The sequence below is a fragment of the Mycobacterium sp. E3339 genome (genome assembly GCF_001666915.1).
Lineage (GTDB): Bacteria > Actinomycetota > Actinomycetes > Mycobacteriales > Mycobacteriaceae > Mycobacterium.
In genome coordinates this window covers 13,181-34,487 of sequence record NZ_LZIZ01000120.1, presented here as the reverse complement: position 1 = coordinate 34,487, position 21,307 = coordinate 13,181, and the positions used below count along the sequence as shown (strand labels likewise).

The following is a 21,307-nucleotide window of genomic DNA, read 5'->3' as shown; positions in this document are numbered from 1 at the left end:
CCTCGATGACGGTCGATGTGTGGATGCAGCACCCCACTGCGCGGTTCCTGCGCAGCGACATGCTGGCATCCCTGCGGCGCTGGACCGGGGACTGGATACCGGACGCCGACGTCCCGATCGGGGCGAGCATCGAGGCGATGGACGCGGCGGGCGTCCGGTTCGGCCTGCTCAGCGCGTGGCGCGGCCCGGGTGGGCAGGATCTGATCTCCAATGACGAGGTTGCCGAGTGGATCCGCCTGCACCCGAACCGGTTTGGCGGGCTGGCCACCGTCGACCTGGATCGGCCGATGGAAGCGGTTCGCGAGCTGCGGCGCCGCGTGGCAGAAGGATTCCTCGGCCTTCGGGTGGTGCCGTGGTTGTGGAACGCCCCGCCCACCGACCGCCGCTACTATCCGTTGTTCGCCGAATGCGTGGAGCAAGGCGTGCCGTTTTGCACCCAGGTGGGCCACACCGGGCCGCTGCGGCCGTCGGAGACCGGCCGCCCGATTCCCTACATCGATCAGGTCGCCCTCGATTTTCCCGAGCTGGTGATCGTCGGCGGGCACGTCGGCTATCCGTGGACCGAGGAGATGGTCGCCGTCGCGCGCAAGCACGAAAACGTCTACATCGACACGTCCGCCTACACGCTGCGCCGGCTGCCGCCAGAGCTGGTCCGGTTCATGAAAACCGGTACGGGACAACGCAAAGTGCTGTTCGGGACCAACTACCCGATGATGAGCCACACGCACGCCCTGGCGGGACTCGACGAACTCGGCCTGTCCGACGAGGGCCGCCGAGACTTCTTGCACGGCAACGCCGAGCGCGTTTTCAAACTGGAGGCAAACACGTGAACGGTGCCCAGGCTTTGATCAACACGCTGGTCGACGGCGGTGTCGACGTGTGCTTCGCGAACCCGGGCACCTCGGAGATGCACTTCGTCGCCGCCCTGGATACCGTCCCGCGAATGCGTGGGGTGCTGGCCCTGTTCGAGGGCGTGGCCACCGGCGCGGCCGACGGCTACGCCCGCATCGCCGGCCGGCCCGCGGCGGTGCTGCTGCACCTGGGCCCCGGCCTGGGCAACGGCCTGGCGAACCTGCACAACGCCCGGCGGGCCCAGGTGCCGATGGTGGTGGTCGTCGGCGATCACGCCACGTACCACAAAAAGTACGACGCCCCACTGGAATCCGACATCGACGCACTCGCCGGTACGGTCTCGGGGTGGGTGCGCCGCACCGAGCAGACGGCGGACGTCGCGTCCGACACCGCGGAGGCGATCGCCGCCAGCCGCGCGGGCTCGCAGATCTCGACCCTGATCCTGCCCGCCGATGTGTCGTGGTCGGACGGGGCGCAACCCGCCGGGACGGTGCCCACGGAGCCGGCGGGGGCCGAGCCGCGGCTGGCGTTCGAGGTGATCGAGGTGCTGCGCTCCGGGGAACCCACGGTGATCATGGTCGGCGGCGACGCCACCCGCGGTCCCGGACTCGCCGCGGCCACCCGCATCGCGGAGGCGACCGGGGCCCGCGTGTTGTGTGAGACGTTCCCGACCCGGCTCGAGCGCGGCGCCGGCGTCCCCGCCGTCGAGCGGCTCGCCTATTTCGCCGAGGCCGCGACGGCCCAGCTGGACGGCGCCAAGCATCTGGTGCTGGCGGGCGCCAAGTCGCCGGTGTCCTTCTTCGCCTACCCGGGCATGCCCAGCGACCTCGTCCCGGCCGGCTGCGAGGTGCATCTGCTCGCCGGGCACAGCGGCGCCGCCGAGGCGCTGGCCGCGGTGGCCGACGAGGTGGCGCCCGGAACCGTTGCGCCCGTGGCGGTTGCGGCGCGCCCCCAACTGCCGAGTGGTCCCCTGACGTCGGCGTCGGCGGCCGACGTCATCGGGGGGCTGCTGCCGGAAGGGGCGATCGTCGTCGACGAGTCGAACACCTCCGGTGTGCTGCTGGTCCAGGCCACGGCGGGGGCGCCGGCCCATGACTGGCTGACGCTGACCGGCGGGGCGATCGGTTACGGCATCCCGACCGCGGTCGGCGCCGCGGTCGCCGCCCCCGATCGGCCGGTGCTGTGCCTGGAATCCGACGGGTCGGCGATGTACACGATTTCGGGGTTGTGGACTCAGGCGCGCGAACAACTGAACGTGACGACCGTCATCTACGACAACAGCGCCTACGACATCCTGCGCATCGAGTTGGCCCGGGTCGGGGCCGGATCGGCGCCCGGGCCGAAGGCCCTCGACCTGCTCGACTTGTCGCGCCCCACAATGAATTTCGTCAAGATCAGCGAGGGGATGGGGGTCCCGGCGCGCCGCGTCACCACCGGCGAGGAACTCGCCGACGCGCTGCGGCGGGCGTTGAACGAACCGGGGCCGCACCTGATCGACGCGGTAGTGCCGTCAATAACGGGCTAGCCCCGGAAGCCGGCCGAGGACCCACTCCGACATGGAGTTGAGGACGTCGACGCCCGTCTCCATCACGCCGTCGTGGACCCTGGCCGCCAGGGCCACGCCCCATTGCCCCGAGGGCGTGGGCACGATGCCGAACTGGCGCACCAGGTAGTCGCCCTGCGTGCCGGGCCCCCAACCGCCCTTGGCCGCAAAGCCTTTCGCGGCCAGGCCCCAGCGGTGGCCGCTGGTGAGGCGCTGCATCAAGTCGATCACGTCGGCCGAATCGGGGATGGAGGGCAGTTCGGCCGCGAACCGGGCCTGCCGCTGCAGGGTCCACTGCGTCTGGCCGAACGCCGTGTACCCGCGCCGGAGCCGGCGGGATTCGACCACGGTGGCGGTGTCACCGCCCTCGGCGATCACACCCTGCACCCGCCGTGCGGCCTCCTGCGGATCACCCAAGTGCGACCACAGTTGCTCCGATGCGCGGTTGTCGGATTCGGTGATGGCCGCTACGGCCAGGTCCTTGGCCCGCAACCAATCGCTGCGCAGCGCCGCAATCACCAACGGCACCTTGATCGTCGACCATGCGACACCGGACCACCACCGGCCCAGCGAATAAGTGCGGTCGGGCCGGGCGATCGCGACCCCGACCTCCGCCGGCACCGCGGCGCACAGCTGATCAAAGCTCGCTTCGAGCGCGGTCTCCAAGGGCCGGGAAGTCATGTCGCTACCGGCGAACCTGCCACACCGGATCCCCGCAGTCGACGCCCTGGGCCGCCAGCCGGCGCTTGAGCACCTTGAACGTCACCGTGCGCGGAAGTTCGGCGCTGACCCGCACGTACGACGGCCACTGCTTGGGCCCCAGGTCGGGCTGCTCGGCCAGGAAGGCGCGAAACTTCTCGGCATCGAACTCGGTCCCCGGGGCCATCACGACCGCCGCCATCACTTGGTCACCCACCACCGGATCCGGCACCGCGTACACGGCCACCTCCGTCACGTCGGGGTAGCGTAGCAGCACTCGCTCGATCGGCGCGGCGCCCAGGTTTTCCCCGTCGACGCGCATCCAATCACCCAGGCGCCCCGCGAAGTACGCGTAGCCGGCGTCGTCGCGGTAGGCCAGGTCGCCGGTGTGGTAGACCCCGCCCGCCATCCGCTCGGCCTCGGCTGCCTCGTCGTTGTAGTAACCCTCGAAGCGGCCGGGGCCCGCGGTGTTCACCAGCTCGCCGACCACGCCCGGCGGGCAGGATTCACCGGTGTCGGGGTCGACGATGTCGACGCCCTGCGGGAGCGGACCCAGTGCGCCGTCCGGGGTGTCCGGGGTGCGCGCGATCGCCACCCCGCCCTCGGTGGAACCGAACCCGTCCTGGACCACGCAGCCGAACCGGCGACCGAAGCGCTCGATGTCGCCGGGCACGCCCTCGTTGCCGTACACCGCCCGCAGCGGGTTGTTTGCGTCGTCGGGCCGCTCCGGGGTGGCCAGCACATAGGACAGGGGCTTGCCGACATAGTTGGCGTAGGTGGCACCGAAGCGGCGGACGTCGGCCAGGAAATTGGAGGCGGAGAACTTGCGCCGCAACGCCAGTGAGCCCTGGCACGCCGCCGCCACCGCCCAGCCGACCAGCACCGCGTTGGAGTGGAACAGCGGCATCGACACATAGCAGACGTCGTCGCGGCCGAGGTCGAATCGCTGGGTCATGGTCACGCCCGCGATCGCGACCTTGCCATGGCTGCACTTCACCGCCTTCGGCTCGCCGCTGGTGCCCGAGGTGAAGATCAGCATGAAAAGGTCGTCCGCCGTTGCGGATTGGAAACGCGGCTCGGCGCCGCCGTGCGCGGCCACTTCGTCGGCCCACTCCGTCGAGTCGACGTTTACGTGGTCGATGTCGCCCAACGCGGCGGCCGAACCCGAATCGGCCAGCACCACTTGACAGTCGGCGTGGGCTATGTCTCGGGCCAGCGCTTCGCCGCGGCGCACCGGGTTCAGTCCCACCGGCACGATGCCGGACATGCCGGCCGCGGCCAGCATCGCCGAGAAGAACGGCGTGTTCTCCAACAGCACACCGATGTGGGGTGGCTTCGCCGGGTCCAGGCGGTCGCGCAACGCCGACGCGATCGCGGCGGCGTTGCGCAGGTGATCCCGCCAGTTGGTGTACGAGTCTTCGAAGTAGACGCCCCGGTCGTCGATCTCGGCCAGCGGCACCAGCAGTTTGGTGACCGTCGGGTCGGGCGGAAGCACGAAGTCAGGCAGGGGTTTCCGCCAGCTCACGGCCGATCCGGCGCAGCTGACCGGTGGCCCCGCCCAGCGCGAATTCGGTCTCCTTGGCGGCCAGGAAGTAGCGGTGCACCGGGTGATCGGTGTCGACGCCGACACCGCCGTGCACGTGCACGATGGTGTGCGCCACCCGGTGCCCGGCGTCGGCGGCCCAGAACGCCGCGCTGGCCACGTCGATGTCGGCGGGCACATCTTCGGAGACGCGCCAGGCCGCCTGGGTGAGCGTGAGCCGCAAGCCCTTGACGTCGATGTAGCCGTCGGCGAGGCGCTGGGACACCGCCTGGAAGCTGCCGATCGGGCGATCGAATTGCTCTCTCTCGCGGGCGTATTCGGCGGTGAGCTGGAGGCCGCGTTCGAGCACCCCCAGCTGGAACGCGCTGCGGCCCAAGGCCGACAGCGTGTCGAGCCAGACGACCACCTCGGCGCCGCCGACCATGCGGGTGCCATCGACCTGGGTCCCGTCCAGGGTCAGGTGTCCGACGCTGCCCAGGCCGGTGGTCTCCAGCGGGGTCACCGAAACGCCGGGGTCGTCGGCGGCGACGACGAAAACGGCGGTGCCGGAGTCGGTCTGGGCCGGAACCAGGAAGGCATCGGCGGCCGGCCCGAAGCCGACCTGGGTGCGGGTGCCGGTGAGACGGTAGCCCTCACCGGCGCGGGCGGCCTGCACCGGACCCTCACCCATCTCGCCCAGCAGCGCGACGGCGAGGATCTTCTCGCCGCTGACCGCCGGGGCGGCCCACTGCTGTTGCAGCTCCTCGGTGCCGAAGCGGGCCAGCGCGCCGGCGCCGAGCATCACCGACTCGAGGTAGGGCACGGCCGCCAGCTGGTGGCCCAACGCCACCAAGATGGCGACCTGCTCGAGCACACCGAAACCGTCGCCGCCCACCGAGGTGGCCGAGGCGCTGGTCAGGATGCCGGCGTCGACGAGCTTGCCCCACAGCTCGCGGTCGAACCGTTGGTTGAGCTTGTCGAGCTCGCGCTGGTGCTCCGGTGTGCACACAGAACTGACGATCGTGTCCACCAGGCCGCCGAGATCGTTCGCCGCTTCGGTTGTCGAGAAGTCCATCGATGTTCGTCCTTTCCGACGAGGAGGCTCAGCGGTTGCGGGGCAGGCCGAGGGCGACCATGCCGATGATGTCGCGCTGCACTTCGTTGGTGCCGCCGCCGAAGGTCAGGATCAGGCACGCCCGGTGCATCCGCTCGACCCGGCCGCGCAGCAGGGCGCCCGGCGAATCCTGGCGCAGCGTCGCCGCCGTGCCGAGCACCTCCATCAGCAGCCGGTACGCCTCGGTCGCCAGCTCGGTGCCGTACACCTTGGCCGCCGAAGCATCGGCCGGCGACAGCGACTCGCTGTTCGACGACGCCAGCTCCCAGTTGATCAGCTTGAGCACCTCGGCCTTGGCGTGCACGCGCGCGAGGTTGAGCTGCACCCACTCCGAGTCGATCAGCCGGGCGCCGCCGTCGTCCTTGGTGTTCTGCGCCCACTCGCGAACCTCGCGCAGGGCCAAGAAGATCGGTTGCGGCGATACCAGGGCGACGCGTTCGTGGTTGAGCTGGTTCGTGACCAGCTTCCAGCCGCCGTTCTCCTCGCCGATCAAGTTGGTCACCGGGACCCGCACGTCGGAGTAATAGGTGGCGCTGGTGTCCACGCCGGCCATGGTGTGCACGGGCGTCCACGAGAAACCCTCGGCGGTCGTCGGCACGGTCAGCATCGAAATGCCGCGGTGCTTCTTGGCGTCGGGGTTGGTGCGCACGGCCAGCCAGACCCAGTCGGCGTAGGCGATCAGGCTGGTCCACATCTTCTGGCCGTTGATGACGTACTCGTCGCCGTCACGGACGGCGGTGGTGCGCAGGTTCGCCAGGTCGGTCCCGGCGCCGGGTTCGGAGTAGCCGATGGAGAAGTGCAGCTCGCCGGCGGCGATCTTGGGGAGGAAGAACTTCTTCTGCTCCTCGGTGCCGAACGCCATGATGGTCGGCGCCACGCTGTTGATCGTCAGGAATGGCACCGGGACGCCGGCGATCGCCGCCTCGTCGGTGAAGATCAGCGAGTCCATCGGCGAGCGGTCCTGGCCGCCGTACTCCTTGGGCCAGTTCAGGGTGAGCCAGCCGTCCTTGCCCATCTGGGCGACGGTGTCGCGATACGCGGTGCCGGTGCCGACCTCGCCGTCGCCCGAGGAGGTCAGTGCCTCGCGACGCTCGGGCGTCATGAGTTTGGTGAAGTACGACCGCAGCTCGCGACGCAGCTCCTCCTGTTCAGGGGTGTAACTGATGCGCATTCCAGCCGTCCTTTGCTAACCTGACTCGCCTCGATTAGCCGACGTTACTCGGCCGACGACTACCCATTCGTCTTCCCGGTTGTAACACGTTCTAGTCTGAGATTCCAGCGACCGTTTCCCCAGCGGTATCCGGGCCCTATGGTGGTCCTACATACTGATGGGGCTCGTGCTCAAGTGAGGGCCAGCTGCAAGGAGGGTGCTGTGCGGGTGATCGTCGACCACGACCGGTGCGAAGGCAATGCTGTGTGCTTGGGAATCGCGCCGGATATCTTCGACCTGGACGACGAGGATTACGCCGTCGTCAAGCTCGATCCGATCCCCGCCGACCAGGAGCAGCTGGCCGAGCAGGCGATCGCCGAATGCCCGCGAGCCGCGCTGTTGCGCGAAGACTGACCCGAGCGCTAGAGCGTCTTGACGAAACTAGAGGTATTCATAAATTGACTAGCAGCACGAACGCGACCGATCTCTCCGGAAAGGTCGCGGTGGTGTCCGGTGCCGCCGCGGGGCTGGGGCGGGCCGAAGCACTTGGCCTGGCTCGAGCCGGCGCCACCGTCGTCGTCAACGACATCGCCGCCGCGCTGGACGCCTCCGACGTCATCGATGAGATCAACTCGGCGGGTTCCAAGGCCGTCGCGGTCACCGGCGACATCAGCGAGCGCGCGACCGCCGACGAATTGGTCGCCACCGCCGACGGCCTGGGCGGGCTGGACGTCGTCGTCAACAACGCCGGCATCACCCGCGACCGGATGCTGTTCAACATGTCCGACGAGGAGTGGGACCTCGTCATTGCGGTGCACCTGCGTGGCCACTTCCTACTGACCCGCAACGCGGCGACCTACTGGCGCTCGAAGGCCAAGGAGGCGGGTGGAACCGTCTTCGGCCGCCTGGTCAACACCGCGTCCGAGGCGGGGCTGGTGGGCCCGGTGGGGCAGGCCAACTACGGTGCGGCCAAGGCCGGCATCATCTCGCTCACCCTGACGGCCGCGCGGGCGCTGGGCCGCTACGGGGTGTGCGCCAACGCGATCTGTCCGCGCGCCCGCACCGCCATGACCGCCGACGTCTTCGGTGCCGCACCGGAAGTGGAGGCGGGCGGGGTCGACCCGCTGTCGCCCGAGCACGTGGTCAGCCTGGTGAAGTTCTTGTCATCGCCGGCGGCCGCGGAAGTCAACGGCCAGGTGTTCATCGTGTACGGCCCGCAAGTGACGTTGGTGGCGGCGCCGACCGCGGAGCACAGGTTCAGCGCCGAGGGGGCCGCGTGGGAGCCCGCGCAACTGAGCGAGACGCTGCAACAGTACTTTGCTGGGCGCGATCCGGAACGGAACTTTTCCGCGGTCGGGCTAATGGAGCAATAACCGTGTGAGGTTACTTTACGGGGGGGGAATCGGCAGGTAGAACCTGTGTCAGTTTGAGACATTGCGATGGTGTCTGACCTGGGAAATTAACGTTTTAGACAAAGAAATACTGTTCGTTGACACCATTAACTTGTTCTGGGTTAATATGATCCGGCTCACACCGAGCCGCATGCGACGGAAGACACCGCTAAGGCGACGCACAGACTTCGCCGCGAGCAGCTGAGGGGGGTAGCCGAGTTGAAGGAACAACTTGCGGTTCCCGCCCGCGCCGTCGGCGGGTTTTTCGAAATGATGATCGCCACCGGTCGTGAAACTTTCCGCCGACCCTTCCAACTGGGCGAGTTCCTGGAACAGACCTGGATGATCGCGCGCGTGTCGCTGGTTCCGACCCTGCTGGTGTCCATCCCCTTCACCGTGCTGGTGGCGTTCACCCTCAACATCCTGCTGCGCGAGATCGGCGCCGCCGACTTGTCCGGGGCGGGAACGGCATTCGGCACCATCACCCAGTTGGGTCCGGTGGTGACCGTGCTCGTCGTGGCGGGCGCCGGTGCCACCGCGATCTGTGCCGACCTCGGTGCGCGGACCATCCGCGAAGAGATCGACGCGATGCGCGTGCTCGGCATCGACCCGATTCAGCGCCTGGTGGTCCCGCGGGTATTGGCCTCCACGGTCGTCGCGCTCTTGCTCAACGGTTTGGTGTGCGCCATCGGCTTGTCCGGTGGCTACGTGTTCTCCGTCTTCCTGCAGGGCGTAAACCCGGGTGCGTTCATCAACGGGCTGACCGTCCTCACCGGGCTGCGCGAGCTGGTTCTTGCCGAAGTCAAGGCGCTGCTGTTCGGCGTGATGGCCGGGCTGGTCGGCTGTTACCGCGGCCTGACCGTCAAGGGCGGACCCAAGGGCGTCGGCAACGCGGTCAACGAAACCGTCGTCTACGCGTTCATCTGTCTATTCGTCATCAACGTGGTGATGACGGCCATCGGCGTACGGATCTCGGCGAAGTGAGTACACGATGAGCTACGACGTCACCTACCGGCTGCGCAACCTCGCCTCCCGGTTGCAGGGGCCCGTCGATGACTTCGGTGAGCAGGCCTTGTTCTATGGCCACACCGTGCGCCACGTCCCCCACGCGATCACCAAGTACCGCAAGGAGACGGTCCGGCTGATCGCCGAAATGACCATGGGCGCTGGGGCGCTGGTCATGATCGGCGGCACCGTGGGCGTCGCCGCCTTCCTGACCCTGGCCTCAGGCGGGGTCATCGCGGTGCAGGGCTACTCGTCGCTGGGCAACATCGGCATCGAGGCGCTGACCGGGTTCCTGTCGGCGTTCCTCAACGTCCGCGTCGTCGCGCCGGTGATCGCCGGAATCGCGTTGGCCGCCACCATCGGTGCCGGTGCCACCGCCCAGCTGGGCGCCATGCGGGTGTCCGAAGAGATCGACGCCGTCGAATGCATGGCGGTGGAATCGGTGTCCTACCTGGTGTCCACCCGCCTGATCGCCGGACTGATCGCGATCATTCCGCTGTACTCGCTGTCGGTGCTCGCCGCGTTCTTCGCCGCCCGCTTCACCACCGTGTACATCAACGGGCAGTCAAAAGGTCTCTACGACCACTACTTCAATACCTTCCTCATCCCGTCGGACCTGCTGTGGTCGTTCCTGCAGGCGATCGTGATGTCCATCGCGGTGATGCTCGTCCATACCTACTACGGCTACAACGCAAGCGGTGGCCCGGTCGGCGTCGGCATCGCGGTCGGCCAGGCCGTGCGCACCTCGCTGATCGTCGTCGTCGTCATCACATTGTTCATCTCACTCGCCGTGTACGGCGCGTCCGGTAACTTCAACCTCTCCGGATAACAGGACCGCTTAAAGGACATGGCAGAAACCGACACGCGACGCACCCACGTCCGGCTGGCAGCCGCGGTGCTGGCCGGCCTGATACTGGCGTTCGCCGTCATCACTTACCTTTCCTACACGGCGGCTTTCGCCTCGATCGACAAGGTCACCGTCTCGGCTCCGCGCGCCGGGCTGGTGATGGAGAAGGGCGCCAAGGTCAAGTACCGGGGCATCCAGATCGGCAAGGTCGAGACCATCGACTACGCCGATGACCAGGCCCGGCTGACGCTGGGCATCAACAGCAACGACATGCATTTCATCCCCTCGAACGCCACGGTGCACATCGCGGGAAACACCATCTTCGGCGCCAAGGCGGTGGAATTCATTCCGCCGCAAAACCCTTCGCCGACGTCACTGCGCCCGGACGCCCACGTCGCCGCCTCCTCGGTGCAGCTGGAGGTGAACACGCTCTTCCAGTCGCTGATCGACCTGTTGCACAAGATCGACCCGGTCGAACTCAACGGAACACTGAGCGCGCTGTCCGAAGGCCTGCGCGGTCACGGTGACGACTTCGGCGGCATCCTGACGGGCCTGGATACCCTGACGCGCCAGACGAATCCGAAGCTGCCCGCGCTGCAGGAGGACTTCCGCAAGACGGCGATCGTCGCCAACAACTATGCCGACGCCGCCCCGGACCTCAACACGGTCTTCGACAACCTGCCGACGATCAACAAGACCGTCGTCGACCAGCAGAACAACCTCAACGACACCTTGCTGGCGACGATCGGTCTATCCAACAACGCCTACGAGACGTTGGCCCCGGCCGAACAGAACTTCATCGACGCCATCAACCGGTTGCGGGCACCGCTGAAGGTGGCCGCCGACTATTCGCCGGAATTCGGCTGCCTGTTCGCCGGCATCGAGCGCGGTATCAAGGAATTCGCCCCGCTGATCGGTGTCCGCAAGGCGGGCCTGTTCACGTCGTCGAGCTTCGTGCTCGGCGCGCCGTCGTACACCTACCCGGAGTCGCTGCCCATCGTCAACGCCTCGGGTGGTCCCAACTGCCGCGGGCTGCCGGATATCCCGACCAAGCAGACCGGTGGATCCTTCTACCGCGCCCCGTTCCTGGTCACCGACAACGCCAACATCCCGTACGAGCCGTTCACGGAGTTGCAGTTTGACGCGCCGTCGACACTGCAGTTCTTGTTCCACGGCGCCTTCGCGGAACGGGACGACTTCTGATGGCGGCCGGAACCATGCCCTCGCACCGCTCGATGATGATCAAGGTCAGCATCTTCGCGGCCGCCATGCTGCTGGTGTCCGCGGCGCTGGTGGTGGTCTTCGGCGACTTCCGGTTCGGTCCCGAAAGCACGTACCACGCAACGTTTACCGACGTGTCGCGGCTGAAGTCGGGTCAGAAGGTCCGCATCGCCGGCGTCCCGGTCGGTGCGGTATCCGGCGTCAAGCTCAACCCGGACAACACCATCGATGTGGCGTTCGGGATCGACAGGCGCTACACGCTGTATTCGTCGACGCGGGCGGTGATCCGCTACGAAAACCTGGTCGGCGACCGATATTTGGAGATCACCTCGGGGCCGGGGGAGCTGCGCAAGCTGCCGCCGGGCGCGACCATCAACTCCCAACACACCCAGCCCGCACTGGATCTCGACGCGCTGCTGGGTGGCCTGCGGCCGGTGCTCAAGGGTCTGGATGCGGACAAGGTCAACACGATCAGCAGCGCCGTCATCGAGCTGCTGCAGGGCCAAGGCGGCGCGTTGTCCAACGTGTTGGCCGACACCAGCGCGTTCTCGTCGGCGCTGGGCCAGCGCGACCAGCTCATCGGTGACGTGATCAACAACCTCAACACCGTGCTCAAGACCGTCGATCAGCGCAGCGCCCAGTTTTCGGCCAGCGTCGACCAGTTGCAGCAATTGATCAGCGGGCTGGCCAAGAACAAGGACGACATCGCGGGCGCCATCCCGCCGCTGGCCTCGACGACGACGGATTTGACCGAGCTGCTGCAGAATTCGCGCCGGCCGCTGCAGGGCATCTTAGAAAACACCAGGCCGCTGGCCACCGAGCTGGACAACCGCAAGGCGGAGGTCAACAACGACATCGAACAGCTCGGTGAGGACTACCTTCGGCTGGCCGCACTCGGTGCGTACGGGTCGTTCTTCAACATTTACTTCTGCTCCGTGACGATCAAGATCAACGGCCCGGCCGGCAGCGACATCCTGCTGCCGCTCGGCGGCCAGGTGGATCCCAGCAAGGGGAGGTGCGCTTTTGCCAAGTGACGCAAAGCGCGAGCGCGATCCGCTGCGCACCGGCATCTTCGGGGTGGTGCTGGTGGTGTGCGTCGTGCTCATCGCATTCGGTTACGCGGGGCTGCCGTTCTGGCCGCAGGGCAAGGTTTACGACGCCTACTTCTCGGACGCCGGTGGCATCAATCCCGGAAACGCGGTGTACGTCTCGGGTCTGAAGGTCGGAAAGGTGACGTCGGTCGGGCTGGCCGGCGACAGCGCCAAGATCAGCTTCAGCGTGGATCGCCATGTCGCCGTGGGTGATCAGTCGCTTGCCGCGATCCGCACCGACACCATCCTCGGTGAGCGCTCGATCTCGGTGACCCCGGCGGGCAGCGGCAGGGGGACCACGATCCCGCTCAGCCGAACCACCACGCCGTACACGCTCGCCGGCGCGCTCGAGGATCTGGGCCAGAACGCCGACAACCTGAACAAGCCGCAGTTCGAGCAGGCCCTCAACGTGTTGACCGACACGCTGCACGACGCCACCCCCGAACTGCGCGGTGCGCTCGACGGCGTGACGACGCTGTCGCGCACCCTCAACCACCGTGACGAGGCGCTGCAAAGCCTGCTGGCGCATGCGAAGTCGGTGACCGGTGTGCTTGCGCAACGCGCCGACCAGGTCAACAAGCTCGTCGACGACGGCAACGCGTTGTTCGCCGCGCTCGACGAGCGGCGTGCGGCCCTCGGGCGACTGATCGGGGGGATCCAAGGTCTCTCCGCGCAGATCTCCGGGTTCGTCAACGACAACCGCAAGGAGTTCGGTCCGGCACTGAACAAGCTCAACGACGTGCTGAGCAATCTCAACGAGCGCCGCGACTACATCGCGGAGGCCCTCAAACGGCTGCCCACCTACGCCACCGAGCTGGGCGAGGTCGTCGGGTCCGGACCGGGCTTCAACGTCAACGTCTACGGTGTGTTGCCGGCGCCGCTGATCGCGACGATGTTCGACTTCTTCTACCAGCCGGGCAAGATGCCGGCCAGCCTCGCCGATTATCTGCGCGGCCTCATCCAAGAGCGCTGGATCATTAGGCCGAAGTCGCCATGATGAAGCGGATCGCCGGCAGCCGGGGGCTGCGCTACACCACCGCCATCGCGCTCATCGCGGTGTTGGTGGGTGGCGTGTATGTGCTGTCCTCGACCGGCAATTCGCGCCCCATCGTGGGTTACTTCACGTCGGCCGTCGGCCTGTATCCCGGTGACCAGGTCCGCGTGCTCGGAGTGCCGGTCGGCACCATCAGCACGATCGAACCGCGTCCCTCCGACGTCAAGATCACCATGGCGGTGAACAAGGACGTCAAGATCCCGAAGGACGCCAAGGCGATCATCATGTCGCCGAACCTGGTGGCCGCCCGGTTCATTCAGCTGACACCGGCGTACACCGGCGGGGCGGTGCTGCCCGACGGCGGCAGCATCGGCCTGGGCCACACCGGGGTCCCGGTGGAGTGGGACGAGGTCAAGGAGTCGCTGACCAAACTGGCCGTACAGCTCGGCCCCACCACGGGATCGATGCAGGGGCCCCTGGGTCGCGCGATCAACCAGGCCGCGGACACCCTCAACGGCAACGGCGAATCTTTCCACAACGCATTGCGTGAGCTCTCGCAAGCCGCTGGGCGGCTGGGGGATTCGCGCAGCGACATCTTCGGCACGGTCAAGAACCTTCAGGTTTTGGTGAACGCACTGTCCGCCAGCAACGAACAGATCGTGCAGTTCGCCGGAAACGTCGCCTCGGTCTCCCAGGTGCTCGCCGACAGCTCCCGGCACCTCGACACGACCCTGGGCACGCTCAACCAGGCGCTGTCCGACATCCGCGGGTTCTTGCACGAGAACAACTCGACCATCATCGAAACGGTCAACAACCTCAACGACTTTGCGAAGACCCTGAGCGACCAGAGCGACAACATCGAGCAGGTGCTGCACGTGGCGGGCCCCGGCATCGCGAACTTCTACAACATCTATGACCCCGCGCAGGGCACGCTCAACGGCCTGTTGTCCATCCCGGAATTCTCCAACCCGGTGCAGTTCATCTGCGGTGGTTCCTTCGAAACGGCGGCCGGGCCGCGCGCGCCCGACTACTTCCGGCGCGCCGAATTGTGCCGTGAGCGGCTGGGTCCGGTGCTGCGCCGGCTCACCGTGAACTACCCGCCGATCATGTTCCACCCGCTCAACACGATCACGGCCTACAAGGGTCAGATCGTCTACGACACCCCGGAAACCCAGGCGAAGTCGGCGACCCCGGTCCCCGAGCTGACCTGGATCCCCGCCAACGGTGGCAAGGCGCCGCCCGCCGCCCAGAACCCGGCGGACCTGCAGGCCTTGCTGGTTCCGACGGCCCCGCAGACGGGTGCCGCCCCGGCCCCCGGGCCGGCCCTGGGCAACGCCGGTCCCGCGCCCGGGCCGACGCCGGGGAGCGCCTTCGGACCCCTACCGGGCCCACCGCCGGGCCAGGCGACGCCGCCGGCTGCGGACCAGGGGGGCGGCTAAATGAACCGAATGTGGTTGCGGGGCGGCGCTTTAGCGGCGGGCAGCGCGTTGCTGGCCGGGTGCCAATTCAGCGGGTTGAATTCGCTGTCGATGCCGGGCACCGCCGGTCATGGCGCCGGCGCCTTCTCCATCACGGTCGACCTGCCCGACGTGGCGACGCTGCCGCAGAACTCGCCGGTCATGGTCGACGACGTCACCGTCGGCAGCGTCGCCGGCATTCAGGCGATGCAGCGTGCCGACGGGTCCTTCTATGCCGCAGTGAAATTGGCGTTGGACAAGAACGTCGTGCTGCCGACCAATTCGACGGCGACGGTCGCGCAGACGTCGCTGTTGGGTTCGATGCACATCGACCTGGTCCGCCCGAAGGACAAGCCGGCGGTCGGCCGACTGACCGACGGGTCGAAGATCTCCGAATCCCACACCGGCCGCTATCCCACCACCGAGGAAGTGCTGTCGGCCCTCGGCGTCGTGGTGAACAAGGGCAATGTGGGTGCGCTGGAAGAGATCACCGACGAGACCTACCAGGCTTTCGCGGGCCACCAGGACCAGTTCGTCGACCTGGTCCCGCGGCTGGCGGAACTGACCGCGGGACTCAACCGGCAGGTCAACGACATCATCGACGCGGTCGACGGGCTCAACCGATTCTCGGCGAGCCTGGCGCGCGACAAGGACAACCTCGGCCGGGCGCTGGACACGCTGCCCGACGCGATCCGGGTGCTCAACAAGAACCGCGACCACATCGTCGAGGCGTTCAGCGCGCTGCACAAGCTGGCGAATGTCACCTCGCACATCCTGGCCAAGACCAAGGTCGACTTTGCCGCCGACCTCAAGGATCTGTACGCGGCGGCCAAGGCGCTCAACGACAACCGGAAGAACTTCGTCACCTCGCTGCAGCTGCTGCTGACGTTCCCGTTCCCCAACTTCGGCATCAAGAACGCGGTTCGCGGCGACTACCTGAACGTGTTCACCACCTTCGACCTGACCCTGCGCCGCATCGGCGAGACGTTCTTCACCACGTCGTACGCACTCGATCCGAACATGATGCACATGAGCGAGGTCCTCAACCCGCCGGACTTTTTGGTCGGCGAGATGGCCAACCTGTCCGGACAGGCGGCCGATCCGTTCAAGATTCCGCCCGGCACGGCTTCAGGACAGTAGGGGGCGGAAGCGGATGCATGACAAACTGACCAGGATCCAACTCTGGATCTTCGCGGTGATCACCGCGATCACCCTGACGATCATGGCAATCTTCTATCTGCGGCTGCCCGCCACGTTCGGCATCGGCACCTACGGCGTCAGCGCGGATTTCGTCGCGGGCGGCGGACTGTACAAGAACGCCAACGTCACCTATCGCGGCGTCGCCGTCGGTCGCGTGGAGTCGGTGGACCTCAACCCCACCGGCGTCACCGCCGCGATGCGGCTGAACAGCGGGACACCCATCCCGTCGAACGTCACCGCCACGGTCAAGAGCGTGTCGGCCGTAGGTGAGCAGTACATCGACCTGGTGCCGCCGAGCACACCGGCAACGACCAAGCTGCGCAACGGGTCTCGTATCGACCGGCAGAACACCAGGATCGGCCAGGACGTCGCCGACCTGTTGAAGCGGGCGGAGGCGCTGACCAACAGCCTGGGCGACACCCGGCTGCGCGAGCTGTTGCACGAGACGTTCATGGCGACCAATGGGTCGGGCCCCGAGTTGGCGCGGCTGTTCGAGTCCGCCCGATTGCTGGTGGACGAGGCCAACGCGAATTATCCGCAAGCCTCCCAGTTGATCGACCAGGCCGGGCCGTTCCTGGAGGCGCAGATCCGGGCCGGCGCGGACATCAAGACGCTGTCGGACGGGTTGGCGCGGTTCACCTCGGAGGTGCGCCAGGCCGACCCGCAGCTGCGCTCGACGCTGGCCACCGCCCCGGGGGCGACCGACGAGGCCAGCACCGCGTTCTCCGGCATCCGGCCGTCCTTCCCGGCGCTGGCGGCCAGCCTGGCCAACCTGGGCCGGGTCGGCGTGATCTACCACAAATCGATCGAGCAGCTGCTGGTGGTGCTGCCGGCGCTGTTCGCCGCGATCACCACCGCGGCCGGCGGCACGCCCCAGGACGAGGGCGCCAAGCTCGACTTCAAGCTCGACCTCAACGACCCGCCGCCGTGCGCCGTCGGCTTCCTCCCTCCGCCGCTGATGCGCACCCCGGCCGACGAGACCGTGCGCGAACTGCCGAGGGACATGTACTGCAAGGTGGCCCAGAACGATCCGAGCACGGTGCGCGGCGCCCGCAACTATCCGTGTCAGGAGTTCCCGGGCAAACGGGCGCCGACGGTTCAGCTTTGCCGCGACCCGAAAGGCTATGTGCCCGTTGGCCGTAACCCGTGGCGAGGCCCGCCGGTGCCCTACGACACCCCGGTCACCAACGGGCTGAACACCCTGCCGCCCAACAAGTTCCCGTACATCCCCCCGGGTGCCGATCCCGATCCGGGTATTCCGATCGTCGGGCCGCCGCCCCCAGGTGTCGTCCCCGGGCCGGGACCGGCGCCGCACCAGCCGGCGTACGACCCGCCGCCGCCGAACGACAGGCCGCCGCCGCCCGGCAACCCGGCGTGGATGCCGCCGGGCGTGCCTCCGGTGCCGCCCCAGCTTCCGTACCCGAAGTGGCTGCCGCCCCCGGCGCCGCCGGAGGGGATCAACCCACCGCCGGCGGGCCCGGGACCGGAGAAGCCGTGGGGACCGCCGCCGGGGGCGTCGCAGCCGCAGGCCAGCGGGCCGGCGTACGCCACCTATGACGAGCGGACCGGCGCGTTCAAGGACCCAGCCGGGGGCACTGGTATTTTCGCGGCCGGTGCTAGCGGCGCGTCCAGCGCCGAGAATTGGGTGGACCTGATGCTTGATCCGAGGCCGATGTAGTGGCAGACGAGCCAACGGCCGGTGTGCGCGCTCGTCGTCGCGCCTCGCGCGCGGCGGGCCCCGCCAAAGGCGACTCGAGTCAGGCCCCCACCGTGCAGGTGGAGGCCGCGCCGACGACGGCGGCCAAGCCCGTCAAGACCCTCAAGTCGGTCAAGCCGCCACCGCGGCGGCGCTCGCACCGAACGCTGGTGGCGGCGATCTCGTTCGCGGCGGCGCTGTTGGCGATCGGCGCCCTGGCCGCTTGCGTGGCCGTGCTCGTCGTCCAGCAACGGCATGCCACTGCGCAACAGGCGCGCGAGCAACGGTTCGTCGACACCGCCACCCAGACGGTGGTCAACATGTTCAGCTACAAACAGGACAACATCGACGAGAGCGTGAACCGCTTCTACAACGGCACCAGCGGGCCGCTGCGCGGAATGCTGGGCGCCAACAACAACATCGAGAACCTCAAGGGCATCTTCCGCTCCACCAACGCGACGTCGGAGGCCGTCATCAACGGCGCCGCCCTGGAGGGCATCGACACCGTCACCGACAACGCGTCCGTGCTCGTTTCGGTTCGCGTCACGGTCGCCGACATCGACGGGGTGAACAAGCCGTCCATGCCGTATCGCCTGCGGGTGATCGTGCACGAGGACGAGCAGGGCCGGATGACGGGTTACGACCTGAAGTATCCCAACGGGGGTAATTGATGCGCTGGCGGCGCTGGCTGCTCGTCGTCGCGGGCTACCTCCTGATTGCGGTGTTCGTCGGGTTGTCCGCGGCGGCCGGCTGGTTCTACTGGGGCCGGGTGCAGACGCGCGGCGAACAGGCGGCGCGAGCGGTGCTACCGGGCTTGGCCACCAAGGAGATTCCCGAGGTCTTCGCCTACGACTACCAGACGGTGGAACGCAGCCTCAGCGACGCGTATCCATTGTTGACCCCCGACTATCGCCAGGAATTCCGGAAAAGCGCCAACGCGCAGATCATTCCGGAGGCCAAGAAGCGTGAGGTGGTGGTCCAGGCCAGCGTGGTGGGCGTGGGTGTGATGACCGCCAAACGTGATTCGGCATCACTGATGGTCTACATGAACCGCACGGTGACGGACAAAACGCGCCAGCCGCTCTACGACGGCAGCCGGTTGCGGGTGGACTTCAAGAAGATCGGCAAGCAGTGGCTGATCAACTACATCACACCGATCTAGCCGAAGCGGGTATCAGAAGCAGATCGCGATCTCGTTGCATCGCAACGGGTAACGCTGCACCGGGCTGGGCGGGGGTCCGTTGAGCGTCAGCGAGAACGGCTGCTTCTTCATGTCGGGCTGCAGCCCGCAGACGGCGCCGTGCAGGATCGTGTGGGTGCCGGTGAGTGTTTCATCGCTGAATGCGTAGGTCTCGGTGGTCGGCGCGGTGCCGCCGCCGGGACATGACACGCCGTTCGCCTTATCCACCTTGAAGGTCCACAGCATGCTGGACATCCGGGCCCGGCCGCTGAAGTTCTGCAACTTGTCCGCGGCGCTGATCTGTTCGTTCGTAGAGCTCACGATGTTCAGGGCGCAGTTCATCGCCCACACGATCGGGTCTGAGTAGTCGTTCAGGTTCCGGGTTCCGTTCGGCTGGTCGCACAGCGCCGAGATCGTCCAAGTCACGCCAGACGCACCAGCCTCGTTCAAGGTGTAGGTGCCGTCCGGCGGCGGACCGACCGCGTGGGCCGGGTCACCGGAGTCCAAAGCAATTCCGATGGCGACGGCCGAGAATATGCCGGCGCCAGCGGCCAGCCCACGACGGAGCTTCACGGTGCCCTCCCTTCCGGGCCTTCCCCTTCACCGATGCATCGAGTATCACAGCGTTTGCGCGCCAACACCATGGGTTTGCGGGCTCAGGTGGCATCCGGCGGGCGCGGCTCCGCCAGCGCGTCCAGGAATGACCGCGCCCAACGGTCGACGTCATGGGCGAGCACCTGGCGCCGCATCGCCCGCATCCGGCGCCTGCCCTCCTCGGCGGGCTGGTTGAGCGCGGCTTCGATCGCGTCCTTGACCCCGTCCAGGTCGTGCGGGTTGACCAGATAGGCCTGCCGGAGTTCCGATGCGGCGCCGGTGAATTCGGACAGCACCAGCGCGCCGCCGAGATCGCTTCGGCAGGCGACGTACTCCTTGGCCACCAGGTTCATGCCGTCCCGCAGCGGGGTGACCAGCATGACGTCGGCGGCCACGAAGAAGGCGATCAATTCGTTGCGGGGGACCGGGCGGTGTAGGTAATGCACCACCGGATGGCCCACCTCCGCGTACTCGCCGTTGATGTGGCCCACTTGGCGTTCGATGTCGTTGCGCAGAATCTGGTAGCTCTCGACGCGTTCGCGGCTGGGCGTCGCGAGCTGAACCAGCACGGTGTCGTCGCGCTTGGCGCGGCCCTCCGCCAGCAGCTCCGAGAAGGCCTTGAGCCGGACGTCGATGCCCTTGGTGTAGTCGAGCCGGTCGACGCCGAGCAGCACCTTGCGGGGGTTGCCCAGCTCCGCCCGGATCTCCCGGGCGCGGCGCCTGACGTCGCGGTCGCGGGCCGCCTGGTCGAGCGAGCCCGAATCGATGGAAATGGGAAACGCACCCACGCGGACGATGCGCGAGCCGAGGTCGACCTCGCCGTATCGCGAGCGCACCCCGACCGATCCGCGGGAGGTGTTGGCGCCGATCAACCGGCGGGACAGGATCAGGAAGTTCTGGGCGCCGCCGGCCAGGTGGAAACCGACCAGGTCGGCGCCGAGCAACCCCTCGACGATCTCGGTGCGCCACGGCAGCTGCATGAACAGTTCCACCGGCGGGAAGGGGATGTGCAGGAAGAAGCCGATGGTCAGGTCGGGCCGCAGCTCCCGCAGCATCTTGGGGACCAGCTGCAGCTGGTAATCCTGCACCCACACGGTCGCGCCGCGGGCGGCGGCGCGGGAGGTGGCTTCGGCGAAGCGCCGGTTCACCTCGACGTAGCGTTCCCACCACTCGCGGTGGTAGATCGGCTTGACGATGACGTCGTGGTAGAGCGGCCACAGCGTAGCGTTCGAGAATCCCTCGTAGTACTGCGCGATGTCGTCGGTGCTCAGCCGCACCGGGCGAAGCTCGAGGTCCTCCTGGACGATGGGCTCGTCGTCGAAATCGGGCTCCTCCTCGGCGATGCCCGCCCAGCCCACCCACGCGCCACGCCTGCGGCGCAGCAGCGGCTCCAGTGCCGTCACCAGGCCGCCCGGGCTGCGCTTCCACGCCTTGGTGCCGTCGGGGAGCCGTTCCTGGTCCACCGGCAGCCGGTTGGCGACCACCACGAAGTCGGAATTCCCGAAGGTCGGCGTCTTCGAGTCGTGCCGGTCCCCGGGAGTCATTTACGCGTCGAGTTTTGCGGGCCCAATGCCGAGCATGGACAGGAAAACGCGGCACTCGTCGGCATCGGTGGCGTACGCCGCGACGACTCGCCTGGCCTGGCTGGCCGTGCTGTCGGCAACCGGTTCGACGTCGCCGATCTCGGCAGGGTCAGATTTCGTAGCCATGACTTAACTGTAGGTGATGCGGGGATGCGCGGGTGGCTGAGG

Annotated in this window: 21 protein-coding genes; 14 read left to right on the top strand and 7 right to left on the bottom strand. The window is 67.5% G+C overall.

Annotated elements, in window-relative coordinates; all coding sequences use genetic code 11:
* The first annotated feature begins 5 nt into the window (after positions 1-5).
* Positions 6-830 (top strand): amidohydrolase family protein, encoded by an 825-nt coding sequence (locus A5702_RS10895; RefSeq protein ID WP_068220573.1) that lies wholly within the window; start codon positions 6-8, stop codon positions 828-830.
* Positions 827-2,377 (top strand): acetolactate synthase large subunit, encoded by a 1,551-nt coding sequence (locus tag A5702_RS10890; RefSeq protein ID WP_068220570.1) that lies wholly within the window; start codon positions 827-829, stop codon positions 2,375-2,377. The genes A5702_RS10895 and A5702_RS10890 overlap by 4 nt, the downstream gene beginning before the upstream one ends.
* Here A5702_RS10890 and A5702_RS10885 read toward each other — a convergent pair.
* Genes A5702_RS10885 through A5702_RS10870 form a run of 4 tightly spaced genes read right to left on the bottom strand, consistent with a single transcriptional unit; the run spans position 2,363 to position 6,901 of the window.
* Entirely contained in the window at positions 2,363-3,076 is a 714-nt protein-coding gene (locus A5702_RS10885) for a serine hydrolase (protein WP_068220567.1), read from the bottom strand. The genes A5702_RS10890 and A5702_RS10885 overlap by 15 nt on opposite strands.
* Positions 3,077-3,080: 4 nt before the next feature.
* Positions 3,081-4,589, bottom strand: coding sequence for a long-chain-fatty-acid--CoA ligase FadD17 (fadD17, locus tag A5702_RS10880; RefSeq protein WP_068220619.1), 1,509 nt, complete (start codon positions 4,587-4,589; stop codon positions 3,081-3,083).
* A 4-nt stretch (positions 4,590-4,593) separates the two neighbouring features.
* Positions 4,594-5,691, bottom strand: coding sequence for an acyl-CoA dehydrogenase family protein (locus tag A5702_RS10875; RefSeq protein WP_068220564.1), 1,098 nt, complete (start codon positions 5,689-5,691; stop codon positions 4,594-4,596).
* A 28-nt stretch (positions 5,692-5,719) separates the two neighbouring features.
* Complete coding sequence (locus tag A5702_RS10870) at positions 5,720-6,901, bottom strand: acyl-CoA dehydrogenase (protein ID WP_055403194.1); 1,182 nt, start codon at positions 6,899-6,901, stop codon at positions 5,720-5,722.
* Positions 6,902-7,102: 201 nt separating this feature from the next.
* On the opposite strand from A5702_RS10870, the gene A5702_RS10865 reads away from it, so the two are divergent.
* The 12 genes from A5702_RS10865 to A5702_RS10810 all read left to right on the top strand — a co-directional run bounded on the left by A5702_RS10865 (position 7,103) and on the right by A5702_RS10810 (position 18,944).
* Positions 7,103-7,294, top strand: a complete 192-nt coding sequence (locus A5702_RS10865; protein WP_055403193.1) for a ferredoxin — start codon at positions 7,103-7,105, stop codon at positions 7,292-7,294.
* A 44-nt stretch (positions 7,295-7,338) separates the two neighbouring features.
* A complete protein-coding gene (locus A5702_RS10860) occupies positions 7,339-8,253 on the top strand; it encodes a 3-oxoacyl-ACP reductase (protein WP_068220562.1) in 915 nt (304 codons plus the stop codon).
* A gap of 237 nt (positions 8,254-8,490) precedes the next feature.
* Positions 8,491-9,255, top strand: coding sequence for an ABC transporter permease (locus tag A5702_RS10855; protein WP_055403191.1), 765 nt, complete (start codon positions 8,491-8,493; stop codon positions 9,253-9,255).
* Between the two features lie 7 nt (positions 9,256-9,262).
* Positions 9,263-10,105, top strand: coding sequence for an ABC transporter permease (locus A5702_RS10850; RefSeq protein ID WP_055403190.1), 843 nt, complete (start codon positions 9,263-9,265; stop codon positions 10,103-10,105).
* Positions 10,106-10,123: 18 nt separating this feature from the next.
* Positions 10,124-11,326 carry an MCE family protein gene (locus A5702_RS10845; RefSeq protein WP_055403189.1) on the top strand — a complete coding sequence of 401 codons (1,203 nt, stop codon included), beginning with the start codon at positions 10,124-10,126 and terminating at the stop codon, positions 11,324-11,326.
* Positions 11,326-12,378: a virulence factor Mce family protein gene (locus tag A5702_RS10840; protein ID WP_068220559.1), complete on the top strand. Its 1,053-nt coding sequence runs from the start codon at positions 11,326-11,328 to the stop codon at positions 12,376-12,378. The genes A5702_RS10845 and A5702_RS10840 overlap by 1 nt, the downstream gene beginning before the upstream one ends.
* Positions 12,368-13,432 carry a virulence factor Mce family protein gene (locus tag A5702_RS10835; protein WP_067821957.1) on the top strand — a complete coding sequence of 355 codons (1,065 nt, stop codon included), beginning with the start codon at positions 12,368-12,370 and terminating at the stop codon, positions 13,430-13,432. Before A5702_RS10840 ends, A5702_RS10835 begins: the two co-directional genes overlap by 11 nt.
* On the top strand, positions 13,429-14,868 hold the full coding sequence (locus A5702_RS10830) for a virulence factor Mce family protein (protein ID WP_055403294.1): 1,440 nt from the start codon (positions 13,429-13,431) through the stop codon (positions 14,866-14,868). The genes A5702_RS10835 and A5702_RS10830 overlap by 4 nt, the downstream gene beginning before the upstream one ends.
* A complete protein-coding gene (locus A5702_RS10825) occupies positions 14,869-16,026 on the top strand; it encodes an MCE family protein (RefSeq protein WP_068220556.1) in 1,158 nt (385 codons plus the stop codon).
* 13 nt (positions 16,027-16,039) lie between these two features.
* The gene (locus tag A5702_RS10820) at positions 16,040-17,764 is read left to right on the top strand and encodes a virulence factor Mce family protein (RefSeq protein WP_055403292.1); all 1,725 of its coding nucleotides are present in this window, start codon (positions 16,040-16,042) and stop codon (positions 17,762-17,764) included.
* Positions 17,764-18,453 (top strand): mammalian cell entry protein, encoded by a 690-nt coding sequence (locus A5702_RS10815; protein WP_156669566.1) that lies wholly within the window; start codon positions 17,764-17,766, stop codon positions 18,451-18,453. The genes A5702_RS10820 and A5702_RS10815 overlap by 1 nt, the downstream gene beginning before the upstream one ends.
* Entirely contained in the window at positions 18,453-18,944 is a 492-nt protein-coding gene (locus tag A5702_RS10810; RefSeq protein WP_067821955.1) for a mammalian cell entry protein, read from the top strand. The genes A5702_RS10815 and A5702_RS10810 overlap by 1 nt, the downstream gene beginning before the upstream one ends.
* A gap of 12 nt (positions 18,945-18,956) precedes the next feature.
* On the opposite strand, the gene A5702_RS10805 is transcribed toward A5702_RS10810, so the two are convergent.
* The 3 genes from A5702_RS10805 to A5702_RS26285 form a co-directional block, all read right to left on the bottom strand.
* Positions 18,957-19,535: a hypothetical protein gene (locus tag A5702_RS10805; protein WP_055403290.1), complete on the bottom strand. Its 579-nt coding sequence runs from the start codon at positions 19,533-19,535 to the stop codon at positions 18,957-18,959.
* A gap of 83 nt (positions 19,536-19,618) precedes the next feature.
* Entirely contained in the window at positions 19,619-21,100 is a 1,482-nt protein-coding gene (locus A5702_RS10800; RefSeq protein WP_055403289.1) for a trehalose-6-phosphate synthase, read from the bottom strand.
* On the bottom strand, positions 21,101-21,265 hold the full coding sequence (locus A5702_RS26285; protein ID WP_156349547.1) for a hypothetical protein: 165 nt from the start codon (positions 21,263-21,265) through the stop codon (positions 21,101-21,103).
* Positions 21,266-21,307: the final 42 nt, after the last annotated feature.